Raw genomic sequence first — 16,562 nt, forward strand, 5'->3', positions numbered from 1 at the left:
ACCACGGCCTCAGGCTGCGCACCATGCGCCTGCCCGACCTGTTCCAGGACCAGGATAAACCCGAACGCCAGTACGACCTCGCAAAACTCAACGCACAACACATCGTCGACACCGTCCTCAAGGCGCTGCAGTGGAACGAGAACGCGATCGAACAGGATGCGCGCGCCTGATCCTGGGCGGACGGGCGACGCGGCGCTGACGACCGAGGGAGAAATGATCGACGGCTGGCGCGAATCCCAGCCCCACGGGGGGATCAGGTCGCGCTGACCAGCAATTTGTCGATCTTGCGCCCGTCCATGTCGACGATCTCGAAGCGCCAGCCCTGCTCGACGAAATGGTCGCCCTCCTCGGGCAACCGCTTGAGCACGGCCAGCGCGAGCCCCGCCACCGTTGCGAAATCGCGATCCTCCGGCAGGTCGAGGCCGATGCGTTCGGCAAAGGCGTCGGCGGGCATCTGGCCCGACACGAGCAGCGATCCGTCCTCGCGCTCGTGGACGCCGGGGGTTTCGCCGGGGTCATCGGCGTTGAACTCGCCGGCGATCGCCGCGAGCAGATCGGCGGGCGTCACCACGCCTTCGAAATGGCCGTATTCGTCATGGACGAAGCCCATGGCGACGTCGGCCCGGCGCAGCGCACCCAGCGCGTCCATCGCGTCGACCTGATCGGGCAGCACCGGCGCGGAACGCGCCAGCCGCCTGAGGTCGATCGCCTCGCCGCGCATCAGCGCCCCGACGATGTCGCGCGCCTGGACGACGCCGACGACCGAATCGATCGACCCTTCGGCAACCGGCAGGCGGGTGTGCGGCGTGCGCAGCAGCGCCGCGCGCAGCCCTTCGGCATCCAGGTCGACGTCGAGCCAGTCGACATCGGTACGCGGAGTCATCACCTCGCGCACCGGCCGGTCGGCCAGCCGCACCACGCCCGAGATGATCGAGCGTTCATGCTCCTCGATCACGCCCGATTTGTGCGCTTCGGCGACGAGCACCTGAAGCTCCTCCGCGGTCACGCGGTTCTCGGCCTCGCGGCTCAGACCGATCGCGCGGAAGACGAGCGAGGTCGTCGAATCGAGCACCCAGACGATCGGCGCAGTCGCCACCGCCAGCCAGCGCATCGGCAGCGCAACCAGCGCCGCGATCGGCTCCGGCGCGCGCAGCGCGAACTGCTTGGGGACGAGCTCGCCGATCACCAGCGAGGCATAGGTGGTCAGGCCGATGACGATCGTGAACGCGATCACCTCGGCCGCCTCATGCTCGATCCCCAGCCGCTCGATGCGCAGCGCGACGGGCAGGCCGAGGCTGGACCCCGAATAGGCGCCCGCGATGATGCCGATCAGCGTAATCCCGATCTGCACCGTCGACAGGAACTTGCCCGGATCCTCCGACAGCTTGAGCGCGGCGGCCGCACCCCGGCTGCCGCCGCGCGCCATCGCCTCCAGCCGCGCCGGGCGCGCGGAGACGATCGCGAGTTCGGACATCGCGAACACGCCGTTCAGCGCGACGAGCGCCAGGATGATCGCAACATCCAGCCAGGGAAATGAAGGGAGGGTTTCCATCAGCGTTGGTCCCATCCCCTTAGCGCCAACCGGCCCCCTTTCACAACCGGTTCAGCTGGCGGCGTTCAGCACGCGATTCGATCCGCTGCCGGAACAACGGCGGCGGTCCGATGGTTCTGCAGTGCAAGAGCGATTGTTCAGGAGGAAAGTATGAAGTTCACATCCCGTCTGATGGGTGCGGCCGCGGTCGCCACGCTGACGCTCACCACCGCATGCGTCACCGACCCGGTGACCGGCGAGCGTCGCGTGTCGAAGGCCGCGATCGGCGGCGGCGGCGGCGCGCTCGCCGGCTATCTGCTCGGCGACCTGGTCGGCGGGCGGCGCGACCGGACCGAGAAGATCGTCGGGGCGGGCATCGGCGCGCTCGCGGGCGCGGGGATCGGCGCCTATATCGACCGGCAGGAGCGCGAGCTGCGTGCCCGTACCGCGGGCACCGACGTGCAGGTGACGCGCAACGGCGACGAGCTGCTGCTCAACCTGCCCTCGGGCATCACCTTCGCGACCGACAGCGCCAACATCCAGCCCGAATTCCGCGGCACGCTCAACGAAGTGGCGAGCGTCCTCGCGCAATATGAGCAGACCTATATCGACGTCTACGGCCACACCGATTCGACCGGGACCGACAGCTACAACCAGGCGCTGTCCGAACGCCGTGCGCGGTCGGTCGCCGACTATCTGGCTACCCAGGGCGTGAAGAGCGCGCGCATCGGCACGCGCGGCTTCGGCGAAACCCAGCCCGTCGCCAGCAACGATACCGAGGCCGGCCGCAGTGAGAACCGCCGCGTCGAAATCAAGATCGTGCCGATCACCGACACCAGCGCCGGCTGATCCCGCGTGTCGCCCCGGTGCAATCCCGCACCGGGGCAGACCCGCGAGCCTAATCCGCGGTGATGCGATAGTCCGAAACGCGGCCATCCGCACCCAGCTTGATCACCAGCCACGCATGATCGACCGATGTGTAGCTGGCCGGGCCAAGGACATAGATCATGTCCCACCCCTCCCACTTGTCCGTTTGCGTCGGCTCGCCGAGCAACCGAACGACGTCGTTGCGGTGCATTCCGGCTAAGGGATGTTGACGGATCAGAGCATCGACCATGTCCGCGCGCGCACGGGTGGTCAGATCCGCCCCCTTCCATTTCGCGGAATCAAATTTGTCGCCAGGTGTGCAGCCAGCGAGCAGGAGCAGCGCCACCATGTGGCGCAGACCGCCGGGCCGCACACGTCGGGCAGTGTTGGCCCCGACGCTCATCGCCTCGCCTCGAAGAATCGGCGGAGCAGGTCGGCCGCCTCGGCTTCGCCAAGTCCGGCATAGACTTCCGGCCGGTGGTGGCAGGTCGGCTGGTTGAAGAAGCGCGGCCCGTGTTCGACCGCACCGCCCTTTGGATCGGGCGCGGCGTAGTAAAGCCGCGCGATGCGGGCATGCGCGATCGCCCCGGCGCACATCGCGCAGGGCTCCAGCGTCACCCACAGGTCGCAATCGTCGAGCCGGTCGCGCGCCAGCAGCGTGGCGGCGGCGCGGATTACCCGGATTTCGGCATGGCCGGTTGGGTCATGCGCCCCACGCGGGGCATTCGCCGCGGTCGCAATGACCTCGCCCCGATGCACGATCGCCGCGCCGACGGGGATATCGCCCCGTCGCGCGGCGTCATCGGCGGCGTCGAGCGCGGCGCGCATCGGCGGGGGCAAGGGGAACATCGTCTTCCCTATGCCGCCCGCCGTGGCCTTGCGCCAGCCCGCGCCGGTCGCGGCGGTCGCGGCGGTCGCCCTTATTCGGGCGCGCGATCGGACTTTTCGGCTTGTTCGACCTCGACCACCGGAACCTCGATCGTCCGGTTGACCGTGCGGACGTCGACATCGCCGACATCGACGTCGAATTCGGGGGCCTGACCACCCTCGACCTTGATTTCGGGCACTTTGGTGTCCGCGGTCTGGTCGATATTCATCATGCCGGTCGCCAGCAGGATCACCACGCCGATCACCAGGATCGCCACCAGAATCAGGAATCCGCGCATCATCCACCTCTTTTCCATTTGTTTCAGTGCCGAGTCGAACGCGCCGGCAGGGCCAAGGGTTGCGTCGGCCGGACAATGCAACCGCGTCCGGGCGGTTGACGCGGCGGCACTTTGTCGATAATCGCGCCCACTTTCCGGGGCTCGGGCCCCGCCAGACCGAAATCAGGAACGAATCATGTCGCGCATTTGCGAGCTGACCGGCAAGGGTCGCCAGGTGGGTCACAATGTGTCCCACGCCAACAACAAGACGAAGCGCACTTTCCTGCCCAACCTGCAGAATGTGACGCTGATCTCTGACGCGCTGGAGCGTTCGGTCAAGCTGCGCGTGTCGACCCACGGCCTGCGCTCGGTCGAACATGTCGGTGGCCTCGACAACTGGCTGATCAAGACCAGCGACGACGACCTGTCGCTGCGCGCGCGCCGCCTGAAGCGCGACGTCGCGCGCAAGCTGTCGGCGTCCAAGGCCGCCTAATCCACCAGCCGGAATTTCAGCAGCAGCGTCTGCTGGAGCCAGGACTGATTGTCGTCGGACGCGATCCACAGGATGGTCGCATCGCCTTCGCGCGTCGCGGCGATGGCTTCGAAATTTTCGTGGCGCACGGGCGGCTCGAACCGCGCGATGATGCGGCCGGTCAGCGTCGCGCCCGGACGTAGCGCCGAACCGTCGATCACCGTCAGCACCGCCGTGAAGAAGTCGGGCGCGCCGACCCGGCGGTTGAGAATCGCGATCCGCCCGTCGGGAAGCTCGGTCGCATCGGTCGGGCTGAAACCGGCCGGCGGGCGATAGCGCCAGCGATCGGCGCGGGTGCCGGGCGCGACCGGATCGCCATTGAATAGAATCGCGGCGCGTTCGATGCCGGGTCCGCGCGCTCGATCCTCGGGCCAGCGCGTGTTTTCCGCGATCACGATGAACCGCCCGTCGCGCAGCCGCGCCATCGATTCGGGCCCACCATTGGTCGACCATGGCCGCATGAGCGCCGGGACGACCTGGCCGGTCGCGCGCGCCAGCTGCCCTTCATAGCGCCAGATCTGATTGGTCCGTTCGAACGCGACCCAGGCGGTGCCGGTCGCCGGGTCGCGCGCCATCGCCTCCGAATCGCGGCTTTCCTTGGGCCAGCCGGTGCCAGGCCCCTGCGACAGCACTCCGAACCGGGCACTGTGCGGGCGCAGGTCGCTGCCCATGCGGAACCGGATGAACGTCGATCCGTCGGCAAGCAGCGTGAACCGGTCACCCGCCACCGTCATCGCGGAGAAGCCGCCAAAGGCGGGGTCGTTGCCGCGCAGCCGCAGCCCCCCCAGATATTCGAGTGCGCCGAGATCGCGCCGCGCGGGGCTGTCGGGGTAGAGCGCAACGCGTTCGGCGCGCAGCACCGGTCGCGCGCCGAACAGCGGCAGGCGTTCGCGGCCCGACCAGGTCGGCACGCCCGCCAGAATGAGGAAGATGACGACAAGAACGCGACGCATCCCGCGCCTTCGCACCACCCACGCGGATTATTCAAGGGCATGATGCCGCCCCGCGAAGCTGAACCGCGCATAACGAGCGCATTCAGGATCGCCTCAGCGCGACTCGCGCATAACGCTTTCATCGACGGCGGATGGACCTGGTTCCGGCGCCGGCACGATCGAAACGTGAAGTGACGAGGAGATTTGAAATGCTGAACAAGCTGATGCTCGCCGGCGCCGCGTTCGCGATGGGTGCCACTGCTCTGGTCCCCGCCGCGCCCGCCATGGCGCTTGACCGCGACGGCTATTATGGCCGCGGCTACGACGACGGCTATGGCTATCGCGACTATCGCCGCGACCGCCGCGACTGGCGCCAGGACCGCCGCTACTATCGTAACAATTACCGCAACAACTATCGCTGCCGCGACAATGGCACCGGTGGTCTGGTGGTCGGCGCGATCGCCGGCGGCCTGCTCGGCAACGAAGTCGCCGGGCGTGGCGACCGGGCGGTCGGCACCATCCTGGGCGGCGCGGTTGGCGCGCTGGCCGGACGCGCGATCGACCGGGCCGACCGTCCGCGCGGTTGCCGCTGATCCTTCGATCCCTCGGGTAGCGTAGCGAGGGCGGGGGCCGGTTCCTTCGGGGGCCGGCCCCTCTTATCATGTCACAAGCAAGGACGGCGACGGCAAAGCCGCCGCGTCGTCGGTCGGGAGCCGGCTGGCTCCCGCCGGCCGTGACGGGCACTGCGCTGCCGCGCACCGGCGCGGTCCGCGGCGCGCGACCCGCCTCCGCCCGTCAATACATATGCTGGCCGCCGTTGATCGACAGCGTCGACCCCGTCACGAAGCCCGCATCGTCCGAGCACAGGAATGCCACGCCGCGCGCGATTTCATGCGCCTGGCCCAGCCGCCCGACGGGAATCTTGGCGACGATCTTTTCCAGCACGTCGGCGGGCACGGCCGCCACCATGTCGGTATCGATATAGCCCGGTGCGATCGCGTTCACGGTGACGCCGAACTTCGCGCCTTCCTGGGCCAGCGCCTTGGTAAAGCCGTGGATGCCCGATTTCGCAGCCGCGTAGTTGACTTGGCCATATTGCCCGGCCTGGCCGTTGATCGACCCGATATTGACGATGCGGCCCCATTTGCGCTCGCGCATCCCGGCAAAGGTCGCCTTGGCCATGTTGAAGCAGCCGCCCAGATTGGTGTCGATCACTTCCTTCCACGCCTGATAGCTCATCTTCATCAGCGTGCCGTCGCGGGTGATGCCGGCATTGTTGACGACGATGTCGACGGGCCCCAGCTCCGCCTCGACGCGCTTCACGCCCTCGATACAGGCGTCGTGGTCGGCGACGTCCCACTTGTAGACCTTGATGTTGTTGCGCGCGGCGCACGCTTGGGCACGCTCGTCATTGCCGGCATAGTTCGCCGCCACCGTGATTCCTTGTGCGGCGAGCGCGCAGCTGATCGCCTCGCCAATCCCGCGCGTCCCGCCCGTTACGATCGCTACCCTCGACATCCTCGACACTCCTTGCTGGTGTTTGACCCACGGTTAGGCGGGTCGCACCCAGCCTTCAAGCTCGCGCGCGATCAGATGGCGCAACAATTCGATGCCACCCGGCGACGCGTTGAGGCAGGGCAGATAGGCGAAATGGGTGCCGCCGGCTTCCTCGAACTGCTCGCGCCCGCGGATCGACAGCTCCTCAAGCGTTTCCAGGCAATCGGCCGAAAAGCCGGGCGCGAGGATCGCGACCTTGCGCTTGCCGGCTTTTGCCAGCTCGACGAGCGTGTCGTCGGTCGGCGGGCCGAGCCATTCGGCCGGGCCGAACCGCGACTGGAACGCCACGGTCAACGGCCGTCCGAGCGCCTCGCTCAGCAGCCGCGCGGTCTTCTGGCACTGGCAATGATAGGGGTCGCCGAGGTCGAGCGTGCGGCGCGGCATGCCGTGAAAGCTGGCGATGATCGTGTCGGGCACGAAATCGAGCGCGGCCAGCCCGGCCTCCACCGATACTCTGAGCGCGTCGATATAGGCGGGGTCGTCGTGATAGGGCGGCAGCGTGCGCAGCGCCGGCTGCCAGCGCAGCTTCATCAGCTCGGCGAACACCTTGTCATTGGCGGTCGCGGTCGTCGCCGCGCAATATTGCGGATAGAGCGGCGCGATCAGGATGCGCTGGCACCCGGCTTCGCGCATCGCCGCCAGCCGCTCCGCGATCGACGGCCGGCCATAGCGCATCGCCCAGTCGACCGTCACATCGGCCCCGAACGCGCCCTGCAGCGCCGCCGCCTGATCGCGGGTGATGACCGCCAGCGGCGAGCCGTCATCAGTCCATACCGCGCGATAGGCCTCCGCCGACTTGCGCGGCCGGGTGTTGAGGATCAGCCCGCGCAGGATCGGCTGCCACGCGATCGGCGGCAGCTCGACGACGCGGCGGTCGGACAGGAACTCGGCCAGATAGCGTTTGACCGCGCGCGGGCTGGGATCGTCGGGGGTGCCGAGGTTGATCAGCAGCACGCCGATGCGCGGACGGAGGACCGGGGGATGATCGGGCGGCAAGGTCATTCGCTTTCGCTCAACAGGGGAAGGCGGCGGATCCGGGTGCCGGTCGCCGCGACCAGCGCGTTGGCGATGGCGGGGGCGACCGGCGGCACCGCCAGCGTGCTGACCCCGCCGGGATCCGCATTGCTCTCGATCAGTTCGATCGACAGTTCGGGCATGTCGGCCAGCGTCGGCAGCCGCATCTGGGCAAAGCCGCGCACATCGGCGAGATTCTCGGTAAATCCGGTCGCGCCGCCAATCGCGGCGGCCATGCCGAAGATCAACCCGCCCTCGATCTGCTGGCGGACCAGGTCCGGATTGATCATTCGCCCGCAATCGACCGCGGCGATCAGCCGGTCGACCTTGATCCCGCCGCCGGTGGGCCGCGCTTCGGCCAGCACCGCGATGTAGGATCCGTGCGCGGCATGGGTGGCGACGCCCTGGCCGCTGCCCGGAATCCCGCCCTGCCACGCGCCCAAGCTGGCGACGACCGACATGCAACGCACCATCCGCGCCTCGGCCGCCAGCATCGTCGTGCGAAAGCTGATCGCCTCGACATTGGCGACATGCGCGAGTTCATCGACGAAGCATTCGTTGAAGAAGCAGGTATAGGCGTGCGCGCCCGACCGCCATTCGCCGACCGGCACGCCGATATCGGCCGGATGGTGGTCGATCGCCAGATTGGGGATGGCGTAAAGCGGCCGCGCGCCCGCCACCGCCGCCGCATCGCCGCTGCGCCCCAGGCTGCCGCGCCAGCCCGCTTCCCCGCCGTTGAGCCGCGCCTCGAGCTCGCGGCCGATCGAAGGTGCGGCGATCTTGGCAAGCCAGCCGGTGACGCTGCCGCCGGGCTGGACGCGCGCGCTCAGGCGGGCGAGCGCGGGCGGGCGATAGCGATCGTGCAGGCAGTCCTCGCTGCGCGACCAGGTCAGCTGGACCGGCTTGTCGACCGCGCGCGCGATCAGCGCGGCCTGGACACCCACGTCGGGCTCCAGCTTGGCGCCGAACGATCCGCCCGCCATGGTGACGTGCAGCGTCACCGTATCGGCATCGACGGCACAGGCGCGCGCGATCGCCGCGCGGGCGAGCGCGGGTGCCTGGCTCGGCATCCACACCGTCGGCCGTCCGTCGCGCCAGACCGCGGTCGCGCTCATCGGCTCGATCGCGGCGTGCAGTCCCGGTGCGGCCAGATATTCGGCGCTGACGATCGATGCCCCGCGAAAGGTGGCGGCAAGGTCGCCCATGGACGCCATGCGCTTGCCCTCACCCGCGATCGCGGTGCGCAGCGCGGCCGCGATGCTGTCCGAATTGACGATGCCGCCGCGCGTTTCAAAGCGCGGGGCGAGCGTGTCGAGCGCGCGATTGGCCGCCCACCAGCTTTCCGCCACCGCCGCGACCCAGCCGGGCTGTTCGACGATGCCGACCACCCCGCGCAGCCGCTCGGCCGCCGCGCGGTTGATCCGCACCAGCCGCGTGTCGCCGATCGGCCCCTGGCGGATCGCGGCGAACACCATGCCGGGCAGGCGGATGTCGGCAGCGAAATTGGCGGCGCCGTCGACCTTTGCCGGGGTGTCGAGCCGGGGCAGCGACTGGCCGGTCAGCCGTGGGCCCTCGCTGCGCAGGGGCAGTGCCTCGGGCACGCGGTGCTCTGCCGCTTCGGCAGCCAGTTCGGCGAAGCGCAGCCGTTGCCCGTCGCGCATGACGAACCCGTCGGCGGTGGCGCAGGATTCCCAGTCCCCGCCCCAGCGCGCCGCCGCCGCCTTGCACAGCATGACGCGCGCGGCCGCGCCCGCCTCGCGCAGCGGCGCTTCGAACGCGCGCACCGATGTCGATCCCGCGGTCAGCATGAGCGCCACATCGGCGTGCCGCGCGGGTTTGGTGCCGAACAGGGCCTGCGCACCGTCGGGATTGGCATAAAGGGGGTGCAGCGGTGCCGGCTCGACACCGACGGTGCGCCAGTCGGCACCGAGTTCGTCGGCCAGGATCTGGGGCAGCGCGGTATAGACCCCCTGCCCCAGCTCGGCCTGGGGCACGGCGACGGTCACCTGCCCGGTTTCCGCGATCTTCAGCCACGCGCTGAACAGCGTCTCGTCCTCCCCCACCGGCAGGTTGGGGAGGTAGCGGCGCGGCCACAGCCACCACGCGACCACCAGCCCGACGCCCGCGCCGCCGCCGATCATCAGGCGCCGCCGGCTGATCCGGGGCGATTTGGCCATTTGGTCCGCCATCGCACCCGGCCTTAGTGCGCTTGCCCGCAATTGGAAACATGACCTGACGTCCCGCAAACGCGGCATCGACCGGGTCGATGCGCAAAGTCGATTGCGATCCGCGCGCAAGCGACGCACAATCGCGGCGATGCATCCGCACGCAACGCGCCCGCCGCTGCCTGCCGACCGCGCCTTCCGCGCGGCACCCGCCATATCGGCGGCCGTGCCCGCCGACGCCGAGCCGGTGATCGCGCGGCATTTCCGGATGCTCCTCCAGCTGTCGATCGAGACCGAGGACGAGACGTGCCAGCTGTCGCGCCGGCCGCTGGCGCGCGGCACGACCGATTTCGTCAGCGAGACGCTGGCCGGTGCCCGCGACCTCGAGGAGGTGATGCGGCGGATCGCGCGCGCCTATAACCTCCTCCACGGCGGCAGCTTCAACCGGGTCGAGCGTCAGGCGGACCGGCTGGTCTATCGTATCGACGATGCCGGCTTTCCCTTTGCGTTCGATGCCGATCCGGACGCGGCAACCACCGTGATGGAAGGGGTGCTGATCTTTGTGCACAGCATGTTGTCGATGGTGGTGTCCAGCCCGCTCGATCCGTGGCTCCGCATGGTCGCGACGCGTCGGCCGGGCACCGGCGCGGCGGACGGGCTGCTCGGTTACTGGCATGTGCCGGTCCGCCGCCACGCCAACGCCTATCTGCTCGAATATGCGCCCGGCGCCGCGGCGCTCGGCATCCCGCCCGATCTCGGCACCTTCACCAGCCAGGACGTCTATGCGCGCATCCTCGCCACAATCGACGCGCGCCAGGCGGATGCCGCGCACGGGGATCCAGTCGCCCAGGTCCGCAGCCTGCTGGGCGGCGGCATCACCGACCAGGCGGCGATCGCCCGTCGGCTTGGCCTGAGCGTCGCGACGCTGCGCCGCCGGCTTGCCGCGCAGGGTGCCGATTTCCGGACGCTGCGCGCGGAGGCGCTGGCGCGGCGTGCGACGGTGCTGCTCGCCAACGGCCGCGCGGTCCCCGACATCGCCGACACGCTCGGCTTTTGCGACGCGCGCAGCTTTTCGCGCGCGTTCAAGGCCTGGCACGCGGTCACCCCCGCACAATATCGCGGTCGGATGCGCGGCGAACCACAGAACAACGAAGCCTGATCGCGCGTTGCGCGGCGTGAGCGAATTTGTCCTGTCAACTTGACCGCGCTTGTCCTCGACCCTCGCACCCCTTCCCGCCTAGCCTGATCCTCGCGAGCAAGCCGACCAATGATCGGCGGGGAGGATAGACATGAAGGTTTCAAGCGGGATCGGGCGCATCCGCGCCGCTGTTCTGGCGTCGGCGATCGGCCTGATGGGCGCGCCCGTCGGCGCGATGGCCCAGGATGCCGGTCCCCCGGCCGACACCGAGGCGCAAACCGACGATCCGCTGCCCGGCGACATCGTCGTCACCGCGCGCCGCCGCGCGGAATCGCTGCAGGACGTGCCGATCTCGATCTCCGCATTCGGCGAGGACGCGCTGAGCAACCTTCAGGCCGACACGCTGTCGGGCATCCAATATGCCACCCCCAACCTCTATCTCGACCAAGGCGATGCCGGGAACGCGGTCATCTACATCCGCGGCGTCGGCCAGAATGACTCGCTCGCCTTTGCCGACCCCGGCGTCGGCGTTTATGTCGACGACGTCTTCATCTCGCGCTCACAGGCCGCGTTCCTGGAAGTGTTCGATGTCGAGCGGATCGAGGTGCTGCGCGGGCCGCAGGGCACGCTCTATGGCCGCAACACGATCGGCGGCGCGATCAAGTTCGTGTCGACCCGCCCGACCCGCGACGTCACGGCTTATGGCGAAGTCGGCTACGGCAATTTCGACAGCCTGATCCTGAAAGGGCGGCTGAGCGGGCCGATCGCCGGCGACACGCTGCGCGCCAAGGTCGCCTTCGCCTATTCGAAGCGCGACGGCTATAACCAGAACAGCTTCACCGGCCAGGACGACGGCGATGTCGACACGCTGTCGGGCCGCGTCTCGCTGTTGTTCGAGCCGTCGAGCGACGTCGAGTTCCTGCTGAGCGCCGATGGCCGCGTCGACCGCCCCGACACGTCGCGCAGCCCAGTGCGCGAAACGCCGATCACCGGCGCGATCCCCGGCGGGCTAGTTACCTTCCCCGCCAGCCCCGGCGACTATCAGGTCGACACCAACGCGAACGGCCTGTCCGACCAGACCGGCTGGGGCGTAGCGCTCACCTCGCGCTGGTTCGTCAATGACAAGGTGACGGTGGAATCGATTACCTCCTATCGCGAGTTCCGGTTCGACCTGAACCTCGACACCGACGGCTCGCGGCTGCCGATCCTCGACATCCTGCTCAACCAGGACCAGCGCCAGTTCAGCCAGGAATTGCGCCTGACCTATGAGGACCCCGACAACCTGACCTTCACCGGCGGCCTCTACTATTTCTATGATGACGACACGACCTTTTCAGGCGTCGACAATGGTGCGGCGACGATCTTCGGCTTTCCGGTCACGCTGTTCGGCTTCGCCTCGTCGAGCCTCGCCGAGACGCGGCAGGAAACCAACAGCTATGCGATCTTCGGCGACGCCACCTATCAGCTGACCGACCGGCTGAGCATTTCCGCGGGCCTGCGCTACACGACCGAGGATCGCAGCTCGGGGCGGCTGTTCGAGAATTTCTTCAACCCCGCCATCTCGACGATCCGCAACACACCACCGTTTCTTGCCGGGGTGGGGGTCGCCGGACGGCCGATCAACGGCGAGGCGAGCTTCGACGCGTTCACGCCGCGCGGTTCGATCTCCTATCAGGCGAGCGACGACGTGCTGCTCTATGCATCGGCCTCGCGCGGGTTCAAGAGCGGCGGGTTCGACGGCCGTGCCTCCACCGACTTCGCGTTCCAGCCGTTCCGCCCCGAATTCGTCTGGAGCTATGAGGGCGGCGCGAAGACGAGCTGGCTCGACGGGCGGCTGACGCTCAACGGCTCGGTCTTCTACAATGACTATACCGACGTTCAGGTGACGTCGTTCGGCTCCGATCCCGTCACCGGCGTGTTCGTCAGCCTGTTCACCAACGCCGCGTCGGCGAGCGCGTGGGGTGCCGAGCTGGAACTGCTCGCCCAGCCCACCGACGGCCTGGCGATCACCGGCTCGCTCGGCCTCCTCGATGCCAATTACGACCGCTTCGACATCCTGGTCGGCGGGGTGGTCACCGACGTCAGCGACCGCCGCGTGGTCAACGCGCCCGATTTCAACGCCAGCCTTGGCGCGACCTATACCGCACCGCTCAGCAGCTACCTGTCCGCGACCTTCCATGTCGACGGGTCCTATCGTTCGACCGTGGCGACCGAGATCACCGATTCGCCGCTGCTGCGGCAGGAGGGCTATGAGCGGATCAACGCCTTTGTCGCGCTGAACGGCCCGCAAGACCGCTGGCAGCTGCGCGCCGGGGTGGAAAATCTGACCGACCGCAATGTGCGGGTGCAGGGGTTCAACCTCCAGGAATTCCCCGGCGTCCAGGTCGGCTTCTTCAGCGCCCCGCGCACCTATGACCTGCGCCTGATCGTCCGGTATTGAGCGTGCGACGCGAGGCGGTGGCGGCCGACATGGACACGCTCGACCCGCAGAGCCGGGCGCTGCTGCGCGCTTATGACGCCATGAAGCAGGAATGGCTGCCGCGCGTGGTCGAACAGGGCATGGCCGGATCGCGCGCTTTTGCCGACGCGGTGTTCGCGGCCTTTCGCGGTGCCGATCGCGATCTGCGCCCCGAACGGGTCGTCGACCTGACCGTGCCCGGCGGGGCCGGAGACCGCCCTGCGCGGCTCTATCGCCCCGCCGCGCCGGATGGGGCCGACCCCGGCGTGGTGCTGTTCCTGCATGGCGGCGGCTGGTCGCTCGGCGGCATCGACGCCTATGATGGGCTCACCGCGTCGCTCGCCGCACTGAGCGGGGTCGCGGTGCTCAGCCTCGACTATCGGCTCGCTCCCGAACATCCCTTTCCCGCCGGGCTGAGCGATGCGATGGCCGCGACCGGATTCCTGATGGGATCGGCCGCGACGATCGGCTGCGACCCGGCCCGCGTCGCGGTGATGGGCGACAGCGCGGGCGGCAACCTGGCGGCCGTGGTCGCCCGCGAAATCGCGCAGGCGGGGGTCGGCGGGCTGCGCGCGCAATATCTGGTCTATCCGATGACCGACGTGACCGCCGACCATGCGGATTATGCCTCGCGCCGCGATTTCGGCGCGGGCGATTATTTCCTGGCCAATGCCGGCATCGACTTCGCGCGCGACGTCTATCTGACCGGCACGCCCGCCCGCCCCGACGACCCGCGCGTATCGCCGCTGATCGGCGACATCCCCGCGGACCTCGCCCCGGCGATGATCGTGACCGCCGGGCACGACCCGCTGTGCGACGAGGCCCATGCCTATCATTTGCGGCTGATCGAGGCCGGCGTCGCCAGCCGCTACGAATGCATTGAATCGACCATCCACGCCTTCCTGTCCTTCGGCATCCTCGACTGCGCGCAGGCGATGCGCCGCGAGCTGGCCCAGGCGATGGGACAGGCGATGCGCATCATCTAGCAGAGCCGGGGACACCGGCCGAACCACAACAGGAGTGAGAGGCCATGACGGGAACCCGGATTGCACGCGGCTGGCGCCGCCTGTGGACAACGATTGCAGTGACGATGTCGATGGCCGGTGCCGCCGCGCCGGCATCGGCGGGCAGCACCACGCTGGAGGCGACCTATTCGAGCGGCATCGCCAATGGCTGGGTGCGCATCGAGCGATGGCGCGACAACGCCACCGGCTTCACCCAGGAAGCCTTTCCCACCGACGGGCGCGGCGACCAGAGCGGCCAGCGCGCGACCGCGTTCGGCACGCCGCAGCCGCATTCGTCGAAATTCCTGATGTATTACGCGCCGGGATGGAACACCGGCACGCGCGCGACCCCGGTGCTGCTGGTACACGGCGCCAACCAGGACGCCGACCTCGCCTGGGCCGACCCCAATGAAGCCGGTGGCTATGGCTGCGGCCGGCCGACCTGCCCCTCGACCGGGCTGATGCAGACGCTGTCGGCGGACGGTTACAAGGTGTTCGCGCTCGGCCTGCCGCATAAGAATGGCGACGGCTATTTCTGGTCGGAACAGATCGCCGATGCGATCGCGATCATCAAATCGCGGACCGGGGCGACATCGGTCGACGTCGTCGCCTGGTCGAAAGCCGCGTCGAACGCGCGCATGTACATCTCCGGCGTCCGCAAGACATGGGGCACCGCCTATCGCGGCGACGTCCGCCGGCTGATCCTGCTGGGCAGCGCGAACAACGGCATCGACCTGTCGTTCCGCCACGGCTGGACGTTCAGCCTGACCGTCTATCCGGCGTGCGGCGGCGTCATCAATGGCCCGACCCCGCATGATTCGCTGGTCTGCTATGGCCTGTGGCGCTCGGGCGCGGAATGGACCTATGGCTCGGCCTATTTCCCGGGATCGGCGCAACTGCTCAAATCCTGGGTCGGCCGGTTCGCGCTGCCGACCTATGAGCAGGACTGGTACACGACCTTTTACGGCGGCACCGGCTTCTACAGCGCCGGGCCGGGCCTCAACGCCTATCTCAGCCGCTCGCTGGTTGATACCATCCGCTACGCGCCCTCGCCCGCCGGCGTGCGCGTCCACAATGTCTGCGGCAACCAGCCCGATATCGCGCTGCTCCACAATGAACATACCGGGCCGTCCGACGGCGTCGTGTTCATCGAAAGCTGCCGCGACATCCAGGGGATCACCACCCATGGCGGCAGCGTGACCGTCGCGGTCAATCACCTGGAGCTCGGCTGGGTCAGCACGTCGACCGACTATATCCGGCAATATCTGTCGGCGAGCTGACGCCGCTCCCCGGAACTCCGATCGGGACGGGCCGTTGATCAACCATCACGACCACAACCCGAAAGGAGTTCCGCCATGGGCGAGCTGACCGACAAGATCAAAGGCAACGTCAACGAAGCGTTGGGCAAGGCCAAGCAGCAGTCGAACGATCCCGACACGCGCGCCGAGGGCGCGGCCCAGGAAGGCAAGGGCAAGGCCCAGCAGTTTGCCGGCAAGGTGAAGGGCGCGCTCGGCGACGACATCTGACGAAAAATCCCCCGGCGCGGTAACCCCGGCCCGTTTTGCAGCGAAACCCGCGGCATGATAGGCAGGCATATGCGCTGGGGCGTCCTGATCCTGATAACGACGCTCCTGCTCGCGCCGACCGGCGCGGCGGGGGCGTCTTTTCATATGGCGCCGACGCATATGGGCATGGTCGAAGCCGCGCCGGTCCGGCCCGATTGCACCAATTCCTGCTGTCCGGACGACGAGCCCGGACAGTCGGCGGCGTGCGACGTCGCCTGCGCCGGTTGTCATGCCGGCTTCGTCCGCGCGAACCCGGTCGATCACGCCGCACCCTTCGCGCCCGTATCCTATGCCATCATCCACAGCCGCGACCCGGCACGCTTTCCGGCCAGTCCCGATCCACCCCCGCCGCGCGGCCAAGACGCAGCGATCACCCAATCGACCATTTGAGGAATTTGACATGCGTTATCTGAAATACGGGGCCATCGGCCTTTTCTTCACCGCCAGCTCGGCCTATGCGGCCGCGCCCGGCGCCGTCGGCACTGCGGTACACGCAGCCTGCTGCGCCATCGGCGTGTGCTGCGGCCTGCCGTGCTGCGACTGATCCGCCAACCGCCCGGCGGGGATGACCGCCTGGCCTGACGACCTGCGACGGGGCGTCGGACGATCCTTCGTCCGGCGCCCCGTTGTCGTGGCGGGGGCAAGATGTCGATC

The 16,562-nt window shown here is 68.5% G+C and carries 18 protein-coding genes; 10 read left to right on the forward strand and 8 right to left on the reverse strand.

The window, feature by feature from the left end:
• Nucleotides 1-253: 253 nt before the first annotated feature.
• Nucleotides 254-1,552, reverse strand: a complete 1,299-nt coding sequence (locus GO308_RS16910) for a hemolysin family protein (protein ID WP_066482022.1) — start codon at nt 1,550-1,552, stop codon at nt 254-256.
• A 150-nt stretch (nt 1,553-1,702) separates the two neighbouring features.
• Here GO308_RS16910 and GO308_RS16915 point away from each other — a divergent pair, with 150 nt between their 5' ends.
• Nucleotides 1,703-2,380 (forward strand): OmpA family protein, encoded by a 678-nt coding sequence (locus tag GO308_RS16915; protein WP_066482028.1) that lies wholly within the window; start codon nt 1,703-1,705, stop codon nt 2,378-2,380.
• A gap of 49 nt (nt 2,381-2,429) precedes the next feature.
• Here the strand turns inward: GO308_RS16915 and GO308_RS16920 are convergent, their stop codons facing one another.
• From GO308_RS16920 to GO308_RS16930, 3 genes are all read right to left on the reverse strand, one after another.
• The gene (locus tag GO308_RS16920) at nt 2,430-2,801 is read right to left on the reverse strand and encodes a hypothetical protein (RefSeq protein ID WP_240886253.1); all 372 of its coding nucleotides are present in this window, start codon (nt 2,799-2,801) and stop codon (nt 2,430-2,432) included.
• Nucleotides 2,798-3,226 carry a nucleoside deaminase gene (locus GO308_RS16925; RefSeq protein WP_066482033.1) on the reverse strand — a complete coding sequence of 143 codons (429 nt, stop codon included), beginning with the start codon at nt 3,224-3,226 and terminating at the stop codon, nt 2,798-2,800. The genes GO308_RS16920 and GO308_RS16925 overlap by 4 nt, the downstream gene beginning before the upstream one ends.
• A 92-nt stretch (nt 3,227-3,318) precedes the next feature.
• Nucleotides 3,319-3,564 (reverse strand): hypothetical protein, encoded by a 246-nt coding sequence (locus GO308_RS16930; protein WP_066667084.1) that lies wholly within the window; start codon nt 3,562-3,564, stop codon nt 3,319-3,321.
• A 175-nt stretch (nt 3,565-3,739) separates the two neighbouring features.
• Between GO308_RS16930 and rpmB the strand changes: the two genes are divergently transcribed.
• Nucleotides 3,740-4,036 carry a 50S ribosomal protein L28 gene (rpmB, locus tag GO308_RS16935; RefSeq protein WP_066549997.1) on the forward strand — a complete coding sequence of 99 codons (297 nt, stop codon included), beginning with the start codon at nt 3,740-3,742 and terminating at the stop codon, nt 4,034-4,036.
• On the opposite strand, the gene GO308_RS16940 is transcribed toward rpmB, so the two are convergent.
• Nucleotides 4,033-5,028 carry an esterase-like activity of phytase family protein gene (locus tag GO308_RS16940; protein WP_240886254.1) on the reverse strand — a complete coding sequence of 332 codons (996 nt, stop codon included), beginning with the start codon at nt 5,026-5,028 and terminating at the stop codon, nt 4,033-4,035. The genes rpmB and GO308_RS16940 overlap by 4 nt on opposite strands.
• Before the next feature lie 188 nt (nt 5,029-5,216).
• Between GO308_RS16940 and GO308_RS16945 the strand changes: the two genes are divergently transcribed.
• Nucleotides 5,217-5,600 carry a glycine zipper 2TM domain-containing protein gene (locus GO308_RS16945; RefSeq protein ID WP_066482043.1) on the forward strand — a complete coding sequence of 128 codons (384 nt, stop codon included), beginning with the start codon at nt 5,217-5,219 and terminating at the stop codon, nt 5,598-5,600.
• A gap of 202 nt (nt 5,601-5,802) precedes the next feature.
• Here the strand turns inward: GO308_RS16945 and phbB are convergent, their stop codons facing one another.
• Genes phbB through GO308_RS16960 form a run of 3 tightly spaced genes read right to left on the reverse strand, consistent with a single transcriptional unit; the run spans nt 5,803 to nt 9,755 of the window.
• Nucleotides 5,803-6,525, reverse strand: a complete 723-nt coding sequence (phbB, locus tag GO308_RS16950) for an acetoacetyl-CoA reductase (protein ID WP_066482046.1) — start codon at nt 6,523-6,525, stop codon at nt 5,803-5,805.
• A gap of 33 nt (nt 6,526-6,558) precedes the next feature.
• The gene (gene hemH / locus GO308_RS16955; protein ID WP_066550002.1) at nt 6,559-7,566 is read right to left on the reverse strand and encodes a ferrochelatase; all 1,008 of its coding nucleotides are present in this window, start codon (nt 7,564-7,566) and stop codon (nt 6,559-6,561) included.
• On the reverse strand, nt 7,563-9,755 hold the full coding sequence (locus GO308_RS16960; protein WP_240886255.1) for a molybdopterin cofactor-binding domain-containing protein: 2,193 nt from the start codon (nt 9,753-9,755) through the stop codon (nt 7,563-7,565). The genes hemH and GO308_RS16960 overlap by 4 nt, the downstream gene beginning before the upstream one ends.
• Before the next feature lie 139 nt (nt 9,756-9,894).
• Between GO308_RS16960 and GO308_RS16965 the strand changes: the two genes are divergently transcribed.
• The 7 genes from GO308_RS16965 to GO308_RS16995 all read left to right on the forward strand — a co-directional run bounded on the left by GO308_RS16965 (nt 9,895) and on the right by GO308_RS16995 (nt 16,452).
• Entirely contained in the window at nt 9,895-10,902 is a 1,008-nt protein-coding gene (locus tag GO308_RS16965; RefSeq protein WP_240886256.1) for a helix-turn-helix domain-containing protein, read from the forward strand.
• Between the two features lie 130 nt (nt 10,903-11,032).
• Nucleotides 11,033-13,321, forward strand: a complete 2,289-nt coding sequence (locus tag GO308_RS16970; RefSeq protein WP_240886257.1) for a TonB-dependent receptor — start codon at nt 11,033-11,035, stop codon at nt 13,319-13,321.
• A 2-nt stretch (nt 13,322-13,323) separates the two neighbouring features.
• A complete protein-coding gene (locus GO308_RS16975; RefSeq protein WP_240886322.1) occupies nt 13,324-14,325 on the forward strand; it encodes an alpha/beta hydrolase in 1,002 nt (333 codons plus the stop codon).
• A 44-nt stretch (nt 14,326-14,369) separates the two neighbouring features.
• Complete coding sequence (locus GO308_RS16980; protein ID WP_066672788.1) at nt 14,370-15,623, forward strand: lipase; 1,254 nt, start codon at nt 14,370-14,372, stop codon at nt 15,621-15,623.
• A 75-nt stretch (nt 15,624-15,698) separates the two neighbouring features.
• Nucleotides 15,699-15,869, forward strand: coding sequence for a CsbD family protein (locus GO308_RS16985; protein WP_066482053.1), 171 nt, complete (start codon nt 15,699-15,701; stop codon nt 15,867-15,869).
• A 69-nt stretch (nt 15,870-15,938) separates the two neighbouring features.
• Nucleotides 15,939-16,298 carry a hypothetical protein gene (locus GO308_RS16990; RefSeq protein WP_240886258.1) on the forward strand — a complete coding sequence of 120 codons (360 nt, stop codon included), beginning with the start codon at nt 15,939-15,941 and terminating at the stop codon, nt 16,296-16,298.
• 10 nt (nt 16,299-16,308) lie between these two features.
• Entirely contained in the window at nt 16,309-16,452 is a 144-nt protein-coding gene (locus GO308_RS16995; protein WP_197417084.1) for a hypothetical protein, read from the forward strand.
• Nucleotides 16,453-16,562 lie beyond the last annotated feature (110 nt).

Source organism: Sphingomonas sp. SFZ2018-12 (assembly GCF_022496715.1).
In the GTDB taxonomy this organism is placed as follows: Bacteria; Pseudomonadota; Alphaproteobacteria; order Sphingomonadales; family Sphingomonadaceae; genus Sphingomonas.

Bases quoted from the DNA above. Each gene is read 5' to 3' on its own strand.
- GO308_RS16925 (WP_066482033.1), bottom strand. From the start codon at position 3,226: ATGCGCGCCGCGCTCGACGCCGCCGATGACGCCGCGCGACGGGGCGAT.
- GO308_RS16995 (WP_197417084.1), top strand. From the start codon at position 16,309: ATGCGTTATCTGAAATACGGGGCCATCGGCCTTTTCTTCACCGCCAGC.
- GO308_RS16965 (WP_240886256.1), top strand. From the start codon at position 9,895: ATGCATCCGCACGCAACGCGCCCGCCGCTGCCTGCCGACCGCGCCTTC.
- GO308_RS16970 (WP_240886257.1), top strand. From the start codon at position 11,033: ATGAAGGTTTCAAGCGGGATCGGGCGCATCCGCGCCGCTGTTCTGGCG.
- GO308_RS16915 (WP_066482028.1), top strand. From the start codon at position 1,703: ATGAAGTTCACATCCCGTCTGATGGGTGCGGCCGCGGTCGCCACGCTG.
- GO308_RS16940 (WP_240886254.1), bottom strand. From the start codon at position 5,028: ATGCGTCGCGTTCTTGTCGTCATCTTCCTCATTCTGGCGGGCGTGCCG.
- GO308_RS16945 (WP_066482043.1), top strand. From the start codon at position 5,217: ATGCTGAACAAGCTGATGCTCGCCGGCGCCGCGTTCGCGATGGGTGCC.
- GO308_RS16910 (WP_066482022.1), bottom strand. From the start codon at position 1,552: ATGGAAACCCTCCCTTCATTTCCCTGGCTGGATGTTGCGATCATCCTG.
- GO308_RS16985 (WP_066482053.1), top strand. From the start codon at position 15,699: ATGGGCGAGCTGACCGACAAGATCAAAGGCAACGTCAACGAAGCGTTG.
- hemH (WP_066550002.1), bottom strand. From the start codon at position 7,566: ATGACCTTGCCGCCCGATCATCCCCCGGTCCTCCGTCCGCGCATCGGC.
- GO308_RS16980 (WP_066672788.1), top strand. From the start codon at position 14,370: ATGACGGGAACCCGGATTGCACGCGGCTGGCGCCGCCTGTGGACAACG.
- GO308_RS16960 (WP_240886255.1), bottom strand. From the start codon at position 9,755: ATGGCCAAATCGCCCCGGATCAGCCGGCGGCGCCTGATGATCGGCGGC.
- rpmB (WP_066549997.1), top strand. From the start codon at position 3,740: ATGTCGCGCATTTGCGAGCTGACCGGCAAGGGTCGCCAGGTGGGTCAC.
- phbB (WP_066482046.1), bottom strand. From the start codon at position 6,525: ATGTCGAGGGTAGCGATCGTAACGGGCGGGACGCGCGGGATTGGCGAG.
- GO308_RS16930 (WP_066667084.1), bottom strand. From the start codon at position 3,564: ATGCGCGGATTCCTGATTCTGGTGGCGATCCTGGTGATCGGCGTGGTG.
- GO308_RS16920 (WP_240886253.1), bottom strand. From the start codon at position 2,801: ATGAGCGTCGGGGCCAACACTGCCCGACGTGTGCGGCCCGGCGGTCTG.
- GO308_RS16990 (WP_240886258.1), top strand. From the start codon at position 15,939: ATGCGCTGGGGCGTCCTGATCCTGATAACGACGCTCCTGCTCGCGCCG.